This is a genomic window from Streptomyces sp. NPDC016851 (genome assembly GCF_055562795.1).
The window spans coordinates 103,750-120,675 of sequence record NZ_JBVHEP010000015.1; the positions used below are offsets into that span (position 1 = coordinate 103,750).

The window sequence follows — 16,926 nt, forward strand, 5'->3', positions numbered from 1 at the left end:
ACGTCAGACACCTGATTGGCATGATCGCGTCACTTTGTAGGGACATCCCCCCACACCGGAGGTCACTGTGACCGACTCTCACCCGCGCCCCCGTACGGCGCCGCGTCCACGAAGAATCCGCCGAGCCTCAGGCGGCCGTGTGACAGGCGTTCTCGCCGCCGCCTTCGCACTGGCCGCCTCCGCGCTCACCGTGCTGCCCCAGACCGCTCAGGCCGCGACCGCGCGACAGGTGGAGCGCCTCGACCGGGGACTCACCAGTGTCCACACCAGCAGCGGGAACCTGGTGTCGTGGCGCTGGCTGGCCACCGACCCGAACGACGTGGCGTTCAACGTCTACCGCGGCGCCACCAAGCTCAACTCCTCGCCGATCACCGGCTCCACGAACTACTTCGACTCCGGCGCCCAGGACTCCGCCGACTACACCGTGCGCCCGGTGGTGAACGGAACCGAACAGGCCCCTTCCGAGCGTGCCTTGCAGTTCCGGTCGGGGTACCTGGACGTCCCGATCTCCCCGCCCGCGGGCGGCACGGCCCCGGGCAACTCGGCGTACACCTACGAGGCCAACGACGCCAGCCTCGGTGACCTGGACGGCGACGGCAGGCTCGACCTGGTCCTGAAGTGGTATCCCACCAACGCCAAGGACAACGCCCAGTCCGGCTACACCGGCAACACGATCGTCGACGGCATCAAGCTGGACGGTACCCGGTTGTGGCGTATCGACCTGGGGCGCAACATCCGCTCCGGGGCGCACTACACGCAGTTCCAGGTGTACGACTACGACGGTGACGGCAGGGCCGAGGTCGCCATGAAGACGGCCGACGGCACCAGGGACGGCACCGGCGCGGTCATCGGCAGCTCGTCGGCCGACCACCGCAACTCCAGTGGCTATGTGCTCTCCGGCCCTGAGTTCCTGACGATGTTCAACGGCCAGACGGGCAAGGCGATGCAGAGCGTCGACTACGTCCCGGGCCGTGGCAACGTCTCCTCCTGGGGCGACAACTACGGCAACCGCGTCGACCGCTTCCTGGCGGGCACGGCGTACCTGGACGGCGCCCGCCCGTCGCTGATCATGGCGCGCGGCTACTACACCCGGACCGTCATCGCCGCCTGGGACTGGCGGAACGGCTCCTTCACCCGCCGTTGGACGTTCGACACCAACTCCTCGACCAACAGTGGCAAGGGCTACGACGGTCAGGGCAATCACAGCCTCTCCGTCGCGGACGTCGACGCCGACGGCAAGGACGAGATCGTCTACGGCGCGATGACGGTCGACGACAACGGCAACGGGCTGTGGACGACCAGGCTGGGCCACGGCGACGCCGGCCACGTCGGGGACCTCAACCCCTCCCGCGCGGGCCTGGAGTACTTCAAGGTCTCCGAGAACTCCGGCTCACCCGGCTCCTGGATGGCCGACGCGCGCACCGGCCAGATCCTGTGGCGGACGGCGTCGGGCTCGGACAATGGCCGCGGTGTCGCCGCGGACGTCTACGCCGGCAGCGCGGGAGCCGAGGCCTGGTCCGCCGCCGACACGACCCTGCGCTCGGCCACCGGCGCCTCGCTCGGCCGGGAGCCGTCCAGCATGAACTTCCTGTCCTGGTGGGACGGCGACCCGGTCCGCGAACTCCTCGACGGCACCCGCATCGACAAGTACGGAACCTCGGGCGACACCCGCCTGCTGACCGGATCCGGGGTCCACTCCAACAACGGAACCAAGGCCACCCCGTCGCTCTCCGGGGACATCCTCGGCGACTGGCGTGAAGAGGTCGTGTGGCCGACGTCGAACAACAGGGCCCTGCGGATCTACTCGACGCCGCACCAGACGAACACCCGGATCACGACCCTGCTGCACGACACGCAGTACCGCACGGCGCTGGCCTGGCAGAACACGGCCTACAACCAGCCCCCGCACCCGAGCTTCTTCATCGGCAACGGGATGCCGACGGCTCCCCGGCCCACCGTCCACACGCCCTGAAGGAGGGATCATGCACCCTACCGAGGCAGTCGGTTCCGGGACGGATCATCCGTAGGGCCTGCAAGGCCACCACCGCCACTGCCCGGTCGGCTGGGGCAGCCAGTTCGACGCCCTGTTCAACACCCCCTCATCTGCTCCGGCGGCACGGCGACCAAGAACCGCGGCTTCGTCTCCCAGCCCTTCGCCGCCGGAGCCGCGACCGGGGCGCCGGTCATCGACCGGCAGACACTCAGCGTCTCGCGCTGCAACAGCCTGCGCTTCTGCCCGAACAACGGCGACTAGTCAAGTAGCGCCCGGGGCCACCGGTTTGCCTGCCACTGCCAGACGTAGCAACGGCAGTGGTAGCTACCGGAGTCGTCCCAAAACCGCTCACTCGTTGGATCGTGCCGCGTGCACCACAGTGGATGACACGCCGCACCGAGGGCCTGGTGAGGCGGCTTCCGGAGGCGTTGAGCCACCGGCCGCCGCGCTCCTCCCGGGCCCGGCCCGGCTCGGTCTCCCGTCGACCAAGAGAGTGGGCATGTCCATCGAATCCCCCGAGTCACCCGTTTCTCCATCCGAGGGATCTCCCGAGGGATCTCCCGAGGAATCCACGTCCGCCCCGTCCCGGCGCACGTTCATCGCGAGCACCACCGCCGTCGGCGGTGCGGTCGTGGCGGGTGGCCTCATAGCGGGGCCGTCCGTGTTCGGTGCCGAACCCGCGGACGCCGCCGAGGGACCGCCCGGCAGCCGTGTCTCCCTGACCGTCAACGGCACGCGGCACACCGTCACGGTCGACAACCGGACCTCACTGCTGGACCTGCTGCGCGAACACCTGGACCTGACCGGCTCGAAGAAGGGCTGCAACGCCGGTGCCTGCGGGGCCTGCACCGTCCTGGTCGACGGCCGCCGGGTCAACTCCTGCCTGACCCTGGCGGTCCGGCTGGACGGCGCCGAGGTCACCACCATCGAGGGCCTGGCCCAGGGCGAACGGCTGCACCCGCTGCAGCAGGCCTTCATCGACCAGGACGCCTTCCAGTGCGGCTACTGCACCCCCGGCCAGATCATGTCCGGCGTCGGCTGCATCGACGAGGGCCACACCGGCTCGCCGGAGGAGATACGGGAGTGGATGAGCGGCAACATCTGCCGCTGTGGCTGCTACGTGAAGATCGTGCGCGCGGTCGAGCAGACCGCGCGCGGGAAATGAGGGCCGATGTACCCCTTTGCCTTGACCAAGGCATCCGACGCCCGGCAAGCCCTCATCGCGGGCCGCGACGGCGGCCGTTACATCGCCGGCGGCACCACTCTGGTCGACCTGATGCGCGAGACCGTCGAACGCCCCGAAACCCTGGTCGACATCAGCGCCCTGCCCCTGCGCGAGATCACGGTCACCCGGCGCGGCGGCCTGCGCATCGGCGCGCTGGTACGGATGTCCGAGGCCGCCGCCCACCGTGGGGTGCGCGCGCTGTATCCGGTGGTCTCCGAGGCGCTGGAGCTGAGCGCGTCGGCGCAGCTGCGGAACATGGCGACCATCGGCGGCAACATCATGCAGCGCACCCGGTGCACGTACTTCCGGGACGTGACCGCCGACTGCAACAAGCGCGAGCCGGGCTCCGGTTGCGCGGCCCTGCACGGCGTCAACCGCACCCACGCGATCCTCGGGACCTCCGACGCCTGCGTGGCCACCCACCCCTCCGACGTCGCCGTGGCCTTCACCGCCCTGGAAGCGACCGTGCACCTGCTGCGCCCGGACGGGGAGCGGACCGTGCCCTTCGCCGACTTCCTGCTCAAGCCGGGCAGCACACCGCACCGCGAACAGGCCCTGCGCCGAGGCGAGCTGATCACCGCGGTGGAGCTTCCGGCGCTTCCGCGCCCGCTCAAGTCGGGCTACCTGAAGGTGCGCGACCGGCAGTCCTACGAGTTCGCGCTCACCTCGGCGGCGGTCGCGCTGCACATCCGCGGTGGGGTGATCCGGGAGGCGAAGGTGGCCGCCGGCGGAGTGGGCACCGTGCCCTGGAAGCTCACCGCCGTCGAGCGGCAGCTGATCGGGCGGCGGCCGTCCGACGCCCTGTGGACCACGGCCGCCGTACACGCCGCTGATGGGGCCCGGCCCCTCCGGCACAACCGTTTCAAGGTCGAGTTGCTCAAACGGACCGTCGAGCGCCAACTGCGCGTCGTAGGAGGTGGCAAGTGAGCCCGCAGCCGCAGGCAGCCGTCGGAGCGCCGCTGTCCCGGGTGGACGGGCGGCTGAAGGTCACCGGCCAGGCCACATACGCCGCCGACCACGGCATCGACGGCGTCGTCCACGCCGTCATCGTCAACAGCACCATCGCGCGCGGACGGATCACCGGCATCGACACCCGCGCCGCCGACGCCCAGCCCGGCGTCCTGGGCGTCATCAGCCACCTCGACAAACCCACGCTGGCCTACCGCGACAACCCGGGCGCCTGGCTGGACCCCTTCGTCGGCGAACGGCTGCACGTCTTCCAGGACGACAAGGTCCGCTTCTTCGGGCAGCCCGTCGCCGTGGTCGCCGCCCGCACACTGGAGGCCGCCCAGCACGCCGCTGACCTCGTGAAGGTCTCCTACGACGCCGAGCAGCCGTCGACCGACATGGCGGCATCCGGAGTCCGGGAGAACGACCCCCTGCCGCCGCAGAACTACGTGCGCGGCAATCCCGAAGACGCACTGGCGTCGGCGGAGGTCGAACTGGAGGGCACCTACCGGCTCACCCGTAACCACCACAACGCGCTGGAGCCGCACGCCACCATCGCCCGCTGGGACGGCGACAAACTCACCGTGTGGGACAAGACCCAGTGGGTGGTGGGCGCGCGGGACGAACTCGCCGCCGTGTTCGGCATGTCGGCGGAGAACGTGCGCGTCATCTCGCCGTTCGTCGGCGGCGCGTTCGGCAACGCGCTGCGTACCTGGCCGCACACCACCATCGCGGCCCTCGCCGCCCGCCAGATCCGCCATCCGGTCAAACTGGTCCTGACCCGCGAGCAGCTGTACTACGGGGTGGGCTACCGGCCCGCCTACGAGTACGGGCTGCGTCTGGGCAGCACCCGAGGCGGACGCCTGACGGCGGCGGTCCACCGGATACGGGCCGAGACGTCCTCGTACGAGCACTTCGCCGAGGGTGTGATGAGCCCGGGGCAGCTGCTCTACGCCACGCCCCACGTCCGCCAGGCGTTTCGGACCGTGCCGCTGGACGTGAACACACCGACGTTCATGCGGGGCCCCGGGTGGTCCAGCGCCGCCTTCGCCCTTGAGTCGGCCATGGACGAACTCGCCCACAGAACCGGCATCGACCCGGTCGAGCTGCGGCTGCGCAACGAACCGCAGGAGGACCCTGTCAACGGGCTGCCCTGGTCCACCCGGCGCCTGAGCGAGTGCCTGCGGACCGGAGCCCGCGAGTTCGGCTGGCACCGGCGCAACCCGAAGCCCCGCTCCCGGCGGGACGGCGACTGGCTGATCGGCATGGGCATGGCCAGCGGTATCTACGACACCCTGCGCATGCGGTCCGAGGCACGGGTCAGGCTGGACGCCGACGGCACGGCCCTGGTCCAGGCGTCGACCAGCGACATGGGCCCCGGTACCTACACCTCCATGACCCAGCTCGCCGCCGACGCCCTCGGTCTGACCATGCGCACGGTCCGCTTCGAGCTCGGCGACTCCACCTTCCCGGCGGCCCCGCCGCACGGCGGATCGCAGACCATGGCCGGCGTCGGCTCCGCCGTCCAGGACGGCTGCGACAAGCTGCGACAGGAGGCGATCAGACTCGCGGTCGAGGACGAGCGGTCACCGCTGCACGGCGTCGACGCCGATGACGTCGTGGTCCGCGGTGGCCGGCTGTACGTCAAGGGCAACCCCGCACGCGGGGAGACCTACCGGCAACTGCTGGCCCGTAACAGCCGTACGCACCTGGAGACGCGCGGGATCTTCACCCCGAGCGGCGACGACCGGTACTCCATGAACGCCTACAGCGCGGTGTTCGCCGAGGTGGCCGTCGACCGGCGGCTGGGTCTGGTGCGCATACGGCGGATGCTGGGCGTCTACGACGTGGGGCGGATCATCAGCCCCAAGCTCGCCGACAGCCAGGCCCTCGGCGCCATGGTGGGCGGCATCGGGCAGGCCCTGCTGGAGCACACGGTCACCGACCACCGCGACGGCCGGATCGTCAACGCCGACCTCGCCGACTACCTCGTCCCCGTCAACGCCGACGTCCCCGACCTCAAGGCGATCTATCTGGACGGGGAGGACCTCCACGCCGACCCCATCGGCGTCAAGGGCCTCGGCGAGATCGTGAAGGTCGGGGTCGCGCCGGCCATCGCGAGCGCGGTCTTCCACGCCACCGGCCGTCGCGTCCGCGACCTGCCCATCACCGCCGAAGCCCTGCTCTGAACCCCGGACGGCAGGGGCCCCTCCCGCCACCCGGGCGGGGCCCCGAGAGCCGTCCCGCTGATCGGCCCGCCGCCGTGCCACCCGATCCCCCCCCCATGCCGGCACGGCGGCGGGCTTCCCCATCGCCCCAGGAGTACCACTCATGCTCAACATCGCCGACACGCTGCACCGTTGGTGCCGCGAGGCCCGTCCCTTCGCCCTCGCCACCGTGACCCGGGTCAGCGGCAGCGCACCCCTGCCGCCCGGCACCGCACTGGCTGTGGACACCGCCGGTGAGGCGGTCGGCAGCATCTCCGGGGGATGCGTGGAAGGCGCCGTCTACGAGCTGTGCAGGCAGGTGCTGGAGTCGGGTGAACCCCCGGTACGGGCCCGGTTCGGCTACTCCGACGACGACGCCTTCGCCGTGGGCCTGACCTGCGGCGGCGAACTGGAGGTCCTGGTCCAGCGCGTCGACCCCGCCGACCAGCCCCACCTCACCAGCGCCCTGGAACAGGTGCCGGCCGGTCTGCCCGTCGCCGTGGCGCAGGTGGTGGACGGGCCGGAGCACATGCTCGGCCGCACCCTCTCCGTCCTCGGGGGCGGCAGCGCGTACGACGGGACGCTCGGCAGCCGACAGCAGGACCGGGCCGTGGCCACCCAGGCCCGCGCACTGCTGCGGGCAGGCCGTACCGCCCGCGTCGAAGTCGGCGGGGACACCGGCACCTGCCCGGAGAAGCTGACGCTCCTGGTCCACACCCACGCGGCGCCGCCCCGCCTGCTGATCTTCGGTGCCGTCGACTTCGCCGCCGCCCTCAGCCAGGCCGGACGGTTCCTCGGCTACCACGTCACCGTCTGCGACGCCCGCCCCGTCTTCGCAACCGCAGCCCGCTTCCCGCACGCCGACGAGATCGTCGTCGACTGGCCCCACCGCTACCTGGAGGCCACACACGTCGACGCCCGCACCGCCATCTGCGTCCTCACCCATGACGCCAAGTTCGACATCCCCTTGCTGCGCCTGGCCCTCGACCTGCCGGTCGGCTACCTCGGCGCGATGGGCTCACGCCGCACCCACGAACACCGCCTGGCACGCCTGCGGGACACCGGCGTGCCCGATGAGCACCTCGCGCGCCTGCACTCACCGATCGGACTCGACCTGGGGGCCCACACACCCGAAGAGACAGCGATCTCCATCACCGCCGAGATCATCGCCCACACCAACAACGGCACCGGCCTGCCCTTGTCACGCGTCCCCGGGCCCATCCACGGTTCCGTACCTGTGGCCCAGGTGCCGTCACCCGCCGCACTCCTGGCCGCATGACGGCGCATCCGTGCTCAGCGCAGTGGTTCCATCTCCCAACTGGCCAGTACCCGCAGGGCTTCCTCCGACCGTGAGCCCGGTTCGGCATGGAAGGTGGCCAGCCGCATGGGGGCGCCCCCGGGCAGGGTCATGGGCTCGTGGACGAGGTCGAACTCTCCGACGAGCGGATGCCGCATCCGTACGGAGTCGCCGACGGTCCCGCAGCTCACCTCGTGCCGTGCCCACAGCCGCCGGAACTCCTCGCTCGACCGCGTCAACTCCTGGATCAGGGAAGAGAGGTAGACATCCCCGGGGCTCTTGCCGGCGTTGATGCGCAGAACGCCGGCGACCTTCACGGCCATGTGGGCCGGGTCGGCGAACCGGTCCCGTGCCTCGGGGGAGAGGAAAATCAGCCGGGCCGCGTTGCGCTGCTCGGGCGGCAGCCCGTCCCAGTCCCCGAAGACGGCGGTGGCGAGCCGGTTCCATCCCAGGATGTCCAGGCGCCGGCTGACGACGTAGGCGGGTACACCGAGCGCGTCGAGCAAGTGCTGGACGGAGGGCCGCAGTTGCTGCGGCGGGGACGCGGCCTGTGCCGTGCTCTGCCGGTCGGCCTGCGCCAGCCGGCCCAAGTGGCCGCGCTCCTCCTCGGTCAGGCGCAGGGCGCGGGCGACGGCGTCCAGCACCTCGGTGGACATGGTGTCGCCGTGGCCCTGTTCCAGGCGGGCGTAGTAGGCGTACGACACCCCCGCCAGCTGCGCCAGCTCCTCGCGCCGCAACCCCGGAACCCGCCGCCGTCCGTAGGAGGGCAGGCCCACGTCCTCGGGCCTGAGCCGAGCCCGGCGGGACCGCAGGAACTCCCTCAGCTCGACGCGCCGGTCGAGGCCGGACGTCACTTGGTCACCTTCGGCCACATCTGAAGACATCTCTGTCCTCCAGTTGTCATCCATGCCTCGTAGATGCCGTGCAGCGTACCTCCGCCGAGACCGCAGGCAAGCGTCCCGGCTTGCGTGAGCGGCCTGGCTCTTGAGGCCGGCTCGGTCGCTGTCAGGGAGCCGTGCCGAGATCCACGGCCAGGTCCTCGGTCTCCGTCCAGAAGCTGTCGTCGGCGTCCTGGAGCCGGCCGGCGGCGTGTTTCATGTGGCGGCGAGCGGCGGCGCGCGCCGCTTCGGGGTCGCCCGCTTCGATGGCGGCGAGGATGGCGTGGTGCTCGTCCCGGACCGCTTCGATGAAGTCGTTCCGGCGGGCCTCGTTCGCGCGGGTGACGCGGATACCGCTGCGCGACACGTCGCCCAGGTACCGCACCGTCGAGACCATCACGGCGTTGCCGGTCGACTCGGCGATGGACCGGTGGAAGGCGAGGTCCTCGTCCACACCGTCGCCGCCGGCCGCGACCGCCGAGTCGATCGTGTCCAGCGCCTGGCGCATCCGCGCGAGGTCGTGCGGGGTGGCCCGGGTGGCGGCGAGGCTGGCTGCCTCGCTCTCCATGGCCCGGCGTACCTCGACGATCTGCAGCACCTTCGCCTTGGTGTCGGCGGCGTCGAGGTCGAGCGGGCGGGTGCGCCGCGGCAGGACGAACACGCCGATGCCCTGCCGCGGTTCGATCAGGCCCGCGTTGCGGAGCCTGGACAGGGCCTCGCGCACCACGGTGCGGCTGACACCCAGCTGCTTGACCAGCTCCACCTCGGTCGGCAGCCGGTCGCCCTCGGCGAGCCGCCCCGACTCGATCTCCTCGGAGAGCGTCGCGGCGACCTGGTCGGCGAGCCGGACGGGACCGGGCACCTTGGAAAACATGGTTTTCAGTCTATAGACCCTCGCTCGGCTGCCCCGCCGTGAGCGGCCCGTCGACCAGGACCGCGTCACGGTGGCGGGCGACGTAGTCCCGTACCACCGCCGCGAAGTCCGGATCGGGCCGGAGCCCGAGTGCCGAGGCCCGCGTGTGGTCGAAGACGGAAGGCCAAGAACCCACGATGGCCTCGACATCGCGGTCGGGCGCGATCGTCACCAGGTCGGCGACGGCGCCGCCGGCCAGCTGCCGCAGCGTGGTCAGCATCTCGGCGACCGAGACCGTGAGCCCCGGAAGGTTGACCGGCAGGCCGCCCTCGAACCGGCCCCTCCCGGTACCGCGCTCGGCCTCCGCGATGCGGAGGACCCCCTCGACCGTGCGCCGGGGCGACGCCAGGGCCACCCGCAGCTCGGGACGCACGGGGCAGACCGCGGGCAGACCCGCGAGCGGCTCGCGGATGATGCCGGACAGGAAGCCGGAGGCGGCCGCGTTCGGCTTGCCGGGCCGCACCGACACGGTCATCAGGCGGGCCACGCGCCCGTCGAGGAAGCCCCGGCGGGTGTAGTCCGCGACAAGCTGCTCGCAGACGAGTTTCTGGATGCCGTAGCTGGAGCGGGGCGTGGGCAGCGTCGACTCGCTGACCACCGGCGGGAGCGGCAGCGCCGGGTCGGAGCCGTAGACCGCCACACTGCTGGCGAACACCAGGAGCGGTACGGGACCGCCGGCCGACGACTGCGCCCGGGCGGCTTCGAGGAGCGCGCGGGTGGTGTCCAGGTTGGCGCTCATGCCCAGGTCGAAGTCGGCCTCGCATTCGGCCGAGACGGCGGCGGCGAGGTGGATCAGTACGTCCACCGGCTCCGCGAACACGTCGTCGAGGCACTCGGCCAGATCACCCCGCACCGTCTCCACGAGCGGGTCGGCCGTCTCCGGGGCACCGGCCGGCACGATCCGGTCGGCGAGCACCAGCCGCTCGATCGGTGCGCCGCGGAAGGTCCGCGTCCTGAGCAGGGTGCCGGTGACCTGTCGTCCAAGGAAGCCGAAGCCGCCCGTGATGACGATCCTCATGCGGTGTCTCCTCGGTAGTCGTTCGGGCGGTAGTCGCTCAGCCAGCCGAGGCCTTCGCTCGTGCCGGCGAGGGGGACGTATTCGCAGCCGATCCACCCGTCGAAACCCAGGTCGTCGACGACGCGGAACAGGTGGCTCACATCGAGCTCGCCCCGGTCGGGCTCGTGACGGTCGGGCACGCCCGCGATCTGCAGATGACCGACCCGGCCGGTCGGCAGGTCGCGGCGCAGGGTGGTGGTGAGGTCGCCCTCGACGATCTGGCAGTGGTAGAGGTCGAGCTGCACTTTGAGGTTCGGGGCCCCCACCTCCCGCACGACCGCGTGCGCCGCCGCCTGCCGGGACAGGAAGTAGCCCGGCATGTCGCGGCCGTTGATCGGCTCGATCAGGATGTCGACGCCCTGCGGGGCGGCTCGCTCGGCGGCCCACGCGAGGTTGGCCACGTAGGTGGCGCGGTGCCCGGCCCGTTCCTCCGGCGTGGCGTCGGGCGGTACGAGCCCGGCCATCACGTGCAGCCGCGGGCAGTCCAGGGCGGCGGCGTACTCCAAGGCCCGGGCGATCCCGGAGCGGAGCTCCGCCTCGCGGCCGGGCAGCGCCGCGATCCCGCGTTCTCCTTGCTCCCACGCTCCGGGAGGGGCGTTGAACAGCACCTGCCGGAGGCCGTGGTCGTCGAGCCGGCGGCGCAGCTCCTTGGCGTCGTAGGCGTAGGGGAAGAGGTACTCGACGGCGGTGAAGCCGTCCGCCGAGGCCGCGGCGAAGCGGTCCGGGAAATCGTGCTCGGTGTACATCAGGGACAGGTTCGCTGCGAACCTCGGCATGCTGGCTCCTGTGTGGGGACCGGGAGGCCCGGTCAGCGGTTGACGACGTGCTTGTCGGTGGTGAGCACCGCGGCGGCACCGACGACGAGGCTGAGCGCCAGGACGTACATCGGAACCGACGTCGAGCCGGTGGCGTCCTTCAGCGCGCCGATCATGTAGGGACTGACGAAGCCGGCGAGGTTGCCGACCGAGTTGATCGCGGCGAGGCCGACCGCGGCGGCGGTGCCGCCGAGGAACGCGGTGGGCAGGGACCAGAACAGCGGCGCGCAGGTCAGCACGCCCGCCGCGGCGATGGACAGCGCGACCAGGGACAGCGCGGTCGACCCGGCCCAGCCCGCCGCCAGCGAGAAGCCGACCGCGCCCATGAGACTGGGCACCACCAGATGCCAGCGGCGCTCACGGCGCTTGTCCGCCGAACGCCCGAACAGGTTCATCGTGACGAGCGCGGCCAGGAACGGCACCGCGCTGAGCAGGCCGATCGCGAGGTTGCCCTCGATCCCGGTGGTCTCGATGAACGTGGGCATCCAGAAGGTCAGCGCGTACTGGCCCATCACGAAGCAGAAGTAGATGAGGCACATCAGCCACACCTTGGGCTCGCGGAAGGCGTCCCAGACCCGGCCGTGCACGGTCTGGTGCGCGGCGTCCTCGGCGATCGCCCGCTCGACGACGGCCTTCTCCTCGTCGGTGAGCCACTTCGCGGCGCGCACGCTGTTGTCGAGATAGAACAGCGTGGCCACCCCGATGAGGAGGGCCGGGATCGCCTCCAGCAGGAACATCCACTGCCAGCCCTCCCAGCCGTTCACGCCCTGGAACCGGTCCATGATCCAGCCGGAGAGCGGGTTGCCGAAGATACCGGCCACCGGGATGGCGGACATGAAGAGCGCGATCACCCGGGCACGGCGGTGGGAGGGGAACCAGTAGGTGCAGTACAGGATCACCCCCGGATAGAATCCCGCCTCCGCGGCTCCGAGGAGGAACCTGAGGACGTAGAACATCGCCTCGTTCTGGACGAACATGAACGCCCCCGAGACCACACCCCAGCTGATCATGATCCGGGCGATCCAGGTGCGGGCGCCGACGCGCTGGAGCATCAGGTTGGACGGCACCTCGAAGAGGAAGTAGCCGATGAAGAACAGTCCGGCACCGAGGCCGTACGCCGCCTCGCTGAAGCCGAGGTCGCCGGCCATCTGGAGCTTGGCGAAGCCGACGTTGACCCGGTCCAGGTAGGAGACGATGTAGCACAGGACGAGGAAGGGGACGATACGCCGCACGACCTTGCGGAAGACGGCGTTCTCACGGGCGACGTCGGCGGATGCCGACGCCGTTATGGGCATGGACATGGGTGATCCCTAGTGCGGCTCAGGGGGAATTCTCTGACGGGGGGGGGGAGCGGGTCACCACGCGGCGTCGAACGCGGACCTCAGTTCGTCGATCGCGTGGGACGGGAGCGGCTCGGGGCGACGGTCGGTCAGGAGCCAGAGACGTGCCGTCTCCTCGAGTTCTTCGAGGACGGCGAGGGCGGTGGCCGCGTCGGGTCCCCAGACGACGGGGCCCAGCCGGTCGAGCAGCACGGCCCGCAGCGGCGTACGGCTGGTCGCGTGTGCGGCGATGCGGGCGGTCACCAGGTCGGCCACGCGCGGGTCGCCGGGCCGGTGGTAGGGGATGAGCGGGACGTGCCCGACCTTCATCACGTAGTACGGAGTGAGGGGCGGGAGCACGTCGTCGTCGCTCCACACGCCGGCCAGGGTGAGCGCGACCAGGTGCGTGGAGTGGGTGTGGATGACGAACCGGGCCGTGGGGTCGGCGGAGCAGATACGCCGGTGCAGGGTCAGGGTCTTGCTGGCGCGGTCACCCGCGATCTGCTCGCCACGGGCGTCGACCAGGGCGAGGCGGCCGGGATCGAGGAACCCGAGGGCGGCGTCGGTGGGGGTGATCAGGTGGTGGTCACCGGCCTTGGCGCTGATGTTGCCGGCGCTGGCGTGGACGTAGCCCCGGGCGAAGAGGGTGGTGCCCACGCGGACGATCTCGTCGCGCGCCTCGCCGACGGCCCTGCCCACGGCCGCGTCCACGGCCTGGTCGACAGCCTCGCCGTCCGCCGCGTCGCGGCCTGTCCCGGCGGTGGTGTCCGGCTGCTCGGTCATGCGGCCTCCTCGTCCAGCAGGGCGAAGGAGGAGGTGAAGAAGTCAGGCCCGCCGAAGTTGCCGGACTTGAGCGTGATGTGGAGGGTGTCCCCGTCGGGCAGGGTGACAGCGCACCACGGGACACCGGGGTCGATCTGCGGTCCGATCCTGAGCCCGGTGACACCGAGCGCCCGGACGACCGCTCCCGAGGTCTCACCGCCCGCGACGACGAGCCGGCGGACGCCCCGTTCCACCAGCCCTTGCGCGACACGGGCCAGCGTCCGCTCCACGAGCTCACCGGCCTCGGCGGCACCGAGCCGGCCCTGGACGGAGCGGACCGTGTCGGCCGACTCGGTGGAGTAGACCAGAACCGGTCCGTCGTCCAGATGGGACTCGGCGAAGGCCAGGGCCTGCCCGACCACGTCCTCACCGGCCGCCACGCGCAGCGGATCCACGCTGAACGCGGGCCGGCCGCCGCGCAGGTACTGGAGGACCTGGCCGTTGGTGGCGGCGGAGACCGATCCCGAGACGATGGCCCGGTGGCCGCCGGAAGGCGGCAGGTGCGCGGCGGCGCGGGACGGCTCGAACCCCCAGTTCGCCGGCAGCCCGATCGCCAGCCCCGAACCGGCGGTCACCAGCGGAAGCCCTCGGACCGCCGCGCCCAGGCGCAGGAGGTCGTCGTTGGAGACGGCGTCGGCGACGGCGATCCCGAAGCCGTCCTCGCGCAGGGCGTCGATGCGGGCCCGGATCGCCTCGGCGCCGCCGGCGACGACCGTGTGGTCGATGAGGCCGACTGCCCGCCGGGTCTGCGTGCCGAGGACGGAGACCAGGTTGGAGTCGGTCATCGGGGTGAGCGGATGGTGGCGCATGCCGCTGTCGCCGAGCAGCACGTCACCGACGAAGAGATGGCCCTTGAAGACCGTGCGCCCGTTGTCGGGGAAGGCGGGCGTCGCGATCGTGAAGTCGGTGCCCAGCGCGTCCATCAGCGCCTCGGTGACCGGGCCGATGTTGCCGGCCGGTGTCGAGTCGAAGGTGGAGCAGTACTTGAAGTACACCTGCTCGGCGCCGGCGGACCGCAACCAGGCGAGTGCCCGGAGCGAGGCGTCGACGGCTTCGGCGGCCGGAACGGTACGCGACTTGAGGGCGATGACCACGGCGTCGGCGTCCACCGCCTCTTCGGCACCGGCCGGCGGCAGGTCGATCAGCTGGACGACGCGCATGCCCGCGCGCACCAGGTTGTTGGCCAGGTCGGTGGCGCCGGTGAAGTCGTCGGCGATGCATCCGAGTCGGATTCCCATCTCACGCCTCCACCGGCTCGGGCAGGTCGATCCCCGGGAAGACCTTGATCACCGCGCTGTCGTCCTCGGCCCCCAGTCCGGACGCCGATGCCTGGAGGAACATCTGGTGGGCGGTGGCGGCCAGGGGGAGCGGGAACCGCTCCGGGCGGGCGGAGTCCAGTACGAGCCCCAGGTCCTTGACGAAGATGTCGACGGCGGACAGGGGCGTGTAATCCCCGGCGAGCACATGGGCCATGCGGTTCTCGAACATCCAGGAGTTGCCGGCGCTGTGGGTGATGACCTCGTACAGCGCCTCCGCGGGAACGCCGGACCTGATGCCGAGGGCCATCGCCTCGGCCGCGGCGGCGATGTGCACGCCCGCGAGGAGCTGGTTCACGACCTTGACCTTCGAGCCGAGTCCGGCGCGGTCGCCCAGGCGGTAGACGGTGCTGCTCATGGCCTCCAGCACCGGGTCGGCGACGGCGTACGCGGCGGCGGAGCCCGACGTCATCATCGTGAGCTCGCCGGCCGCCGCACGCGCGGCGCCACCGGAGACCGGCGCGTCCAGGTAGAGCACTCCCGACTCGGCCAGGCGGCCTTCGAGCCTCGCGGACCAGCCCGGGTCGACCGTGGAGCACATGACGAAGACGGAGCCCGGGCGGAGCCGGCCGGCCGCCCCGCCGGCACCGAACAGCACGGACTCGACCTGCTCCGCGTTGACCACCACGCCGACCAGGACGTCCACCGCGGCTGCCAGCCCGCCGCAGGAGCCGAACGCGGTCCCGCCGTCACGGGCGAAGGCCGCGGACACCTCCGGCCGCAGGTCGTGGACCCCCACGTCGTAGCCCGCGTTCCGCAGACTGCGGGCCATCCCGAAGCCCATGGCTCCCAGTCCCACCACGCCCACACGCGCTCGTGCGGGCTTGTTGTCGTTGTCCATGCCCATCCTCGTCCTGCCGTGTCGTCCAGAAGGGTCGGCCTGACTCCCGGAGGAGATCAGGTCATATGATGACCTGACGATGACGATTTGCCTGCTGTGATGTCGCTCACACGGGCAGAGGGGGTTGTCGGGGTGCCGGTCAGCGGTACGGAGAGCGGCGCACGGTCAGGACGGCGACGTCGTCGTGCTGGTTGACGTCGCCGGCGAAGGCGCGGGCGTCCTCGTACAGGGCCCGGGGCAGTTCGGTCGGGGAGAGGGCGAGGTGCTCCGTCAACCGCTCGTCGACCGGGTAGAACGTGCCGTCCCTGGCCCGGGTTTCGGTGAGGCCGTCGGTGGTCAGCAGCAGTGTGGATCCGGCCGGGAAGTCGAACCAGCCCACGGTCGCCGGTTCGGAGGCCAGCTCCGCGAGACCGAGCGGCACACCGGACTCCAGCGGCGGTGCCGTGACGACGCCGTCATGCAGCAAACGGGGCGGGATGTGCCCGCAGTTGACGATCTGCGCCTCGGCGTGGGCGTCGACGGAGATGACGAGCGCGGTGACGAACCGCTCGTCGTCGCCGTTCTGTTCGGCGTAGGAGTTGTGCCGGACGACCGAGGCGTCCAGCGTGTCGACGAGCGCGGTGAGCGTGGGTTCCCGGTGGGCCGCTTCGCGGAAGGCGCCGATCACGGCGAACGCGGCCCCCACGGCGGCCAGCCCCTTGCCCTGCACGTCACCGATCAGCACCCGGGTCCCGAAGGGCGAGGCGACGACCTCGTAGATGTCGCCGCCGACGAGCCGGTCCTCCTGGACGGGCTCGTAGACGCCGTTGACCAGGACGTCGTCGGTGACCAGGGGCAGGGGGTGCAGGATGTGCCGCTGCATGGCGGCGGCGGTGGAGCGCAGGCGGAGCATCTCGTGCTCGCGCCTGATGCGGCGCTGGCAGGCGTAGACGGAGGTCACTCCGAGGGCGAGGGTCAGCAGGACCAGCAGGGCGCGGTCGAGCGACCGGCCTACATCACTGCCGCGCAGCAGCACCGTGAGGGTGACGATGACCGTGGTCCAGGCGGCGACGAACCTCGTCTGCGCGGCGGTGCACAGCGCCGACGCCGTACCCGGGAGGAAGACCAGCAGGCCGAGGAGCCACACCGCGGACCCGGACAGGGCGCCCAGGATCTCCACGAGGGCCGTCACCGAGACCACGCCGGCGGCCAGCTCCAGGTTGCCCGGAGGCTCGATCGCCTCGAGGGCGTCCGACTGCCTTCTCCGGCGGGTGTCGATCATGGGAACTCCCGGGCAGCTCGTGATCTCTCCCGTA

General features: G+C 71.3%; 14 protein-coding genes. 5 read left to right on the forward strand and 9 right to left on the reverse strand.

The window, feature by feature from the left end; translation table 11 throughout:
• Positions 1-67: 67 nt before the first annotated feature.
• From ACZ3I3_RS23910 to ACZ3I3_RS23930, 5 genes are all read left to right on the forward strand, one after another.
• A complete protein-coding gene (locus ACZ3I3_RS23910; RefSeq protein WP_467368181.1) occupies positions 68-1,972 on the forward strand; it encodes a rhamnogalacturonan lyase in 1,905 nt (634 codons plus the stop codon).
• A gap of 520 nt (positions 1,973-2,492) precedes the next feature.
• Positions 2,493-3,158 (forward strand): (2Fe-2S)-binding protein, encoded by a 666-nt coding sequence (locus ACZ3I3_RS23915; protein ID WP_467368182.1) that lies wholly within the window; start codon positions 2,493-2,495, stop codon positions 3,156-3,158.
• Positions 3,159-3,164: 6 nt separating this feature from the next.
• The gene (locus ACZ3I3_RS23920) at positions 3,165-4,145 is read left to right on the forward strand and encodes an FAD binding domain-containing protein (RefSeq protein WP_467368184.1); all 981 of its coding nucleotides are present in this window, start codon (positions 3,165-3,167) and stop codon (positions 4,143-4,145) included.
• The gene (locus ACZ3I3_RS23925) at positions 4,142-6,355 is read left to right on the forward strand and encodes a xanthine dehydrogenase family protein molybdopterin-binding subunit (RefSeq protein ID WP_467368186.1); all 2,214 of its coding nucleotides are present in this window, start codon (positions 4,142-4,144) and stop codon (positions 6,353-6,355) included. The genes ACZ3I3_RS23920 and ACZ3I3_RS23925 overlap by 4 nt, the downstream gene beginning before the upstream one ends.
• Before the next feature lie 142 nt (positions 6,356-6,497).
• A complete protein-coding gene (locus tag ACZ3I3_RS23930) occupies positions 6,498-7,652 on the forward strand; it encodes an XdhC family protein (RefSeq protein WP_467368188.1) in 1,155 nt (384 codons plus the stop codon).
• Between the two features lie 14 nt (positions 7,653-7,666).
• Here ACZ3I3_RS23930 and ACZ3I3_RS23935 read toward each other — a convergent pair whose 3' ends face one another.
• The 9 genes from ACZ3I3_RS23935 to ACZ3I3_RS23975 form a co-directional block, all read right to left on the reverse strand.
• Entirely contained in the window at positions 7,667-8,524 is an 858-nt protein-coding gene (locus ACZ3I3_RS23935) for a helix-turn-helix domain-containing protein (protein WP_467368190.1), read from the reverse strand.
• 151 nt (positions 8,525-8,675) lie between these two features.
• A complete protein-coding gene (locus ACZ3I3_RS23940; protein WP_467368192.1) occupies positions 8,676-9,422 on the reverse strand; it encodes a FadR/GntR family transcriptional regulator in 747 nt (248 codons plus the stop codon).
• Between the two features lie 10 nt (positions 9,423-9,432).
• Entirely contained in the window at positions 9,433-10,479 is a 1,047-nt protein-coding gene (gene denD, locus ACZ3I3_RS23945; protein WP_467368194.1) for a D-erythronate dehydrogenase, read from the reverse strand.
• A complete protein-coding gene (gene otnI, locus ACZ3I3_RS23950) occupies positions 10,476-11,294 on the reverse strand; it encodes a 2-oxo-tetronate isomerase (RefSeq protein ID WP_467368196.1) in 819 nt (272 codons plus the stop codon). Before otnI ends, denD begins: the two co-directional genes overlap by 4 nt.
• Positions 11,295-11,326: 32 nt before the next feature.
• On the reverse strand, positions 11,327-12,634 hold the full coding sequence (locus ACZ3I3_RS23955; protein ID WP_467368198.1) for an MFS transporter: 1,308 nt from the start codon (positions 12,632-12,634) through the stop codon (positions 11,327-11,329).
• A 54-nt stretch (positions 12,635-12,688) separates the two neighbouring features.
• Positions 12,689-13,435 (reverse strand): class II aldolase/adducin family protein, encoded by a 747-nt coding sequence (locus ACZ3I3_RS23960; protein ID WP_467368200.1) that lies wholly within the window; start codon positions 13,433-13,435, stop codon positions 12,689-12,691.
• Complete coding sequence (gene otnK / locus ACZ3I3_RS23965; RefSeq protein WP_467368202.1) at positions 13,432-14,712, reverse strand: 3-oxo-tetronate kinase; 1,281 nt, start codon at positions 14,710-14,712, stop codon at positions 13,432-13,434. The genes ACZ3I3_RS23960 and otnK overlap by 4 nt, the downstream gene beginning before the upstream one ends.
• 1 nt (position 14,713) lies before the next feature.
• Positions 14,714-15,631 carry an L-threonate dehydrogenase gene (gene ltnD / locus ACZ3I3_RS23970; RefSeq protein ID WP_467368204.1) on the reverse strand — a complete coding sequence of 306 codons (918 nt, stop codon included), beginning with the start codon at positions 15,629-15,631 and terminating at the stop codon, positions 14,714-14,716.
• 139 nt (positions 15,632-15,770) lie between these two features.
• Positions 15,771-16,892, reverse strand: a complete 1,122-nt coding sequence (locus ACZ3I3_RS23975; protein ID WP_467368206.1) for a PP2C family protein-serine/threonine phosphatase — start codon at positions 16,890-16,892, stop codon at positions 15,771-15,773.
• Positions 16,893-16,926 lie beyond the last annotated feature (34 nt).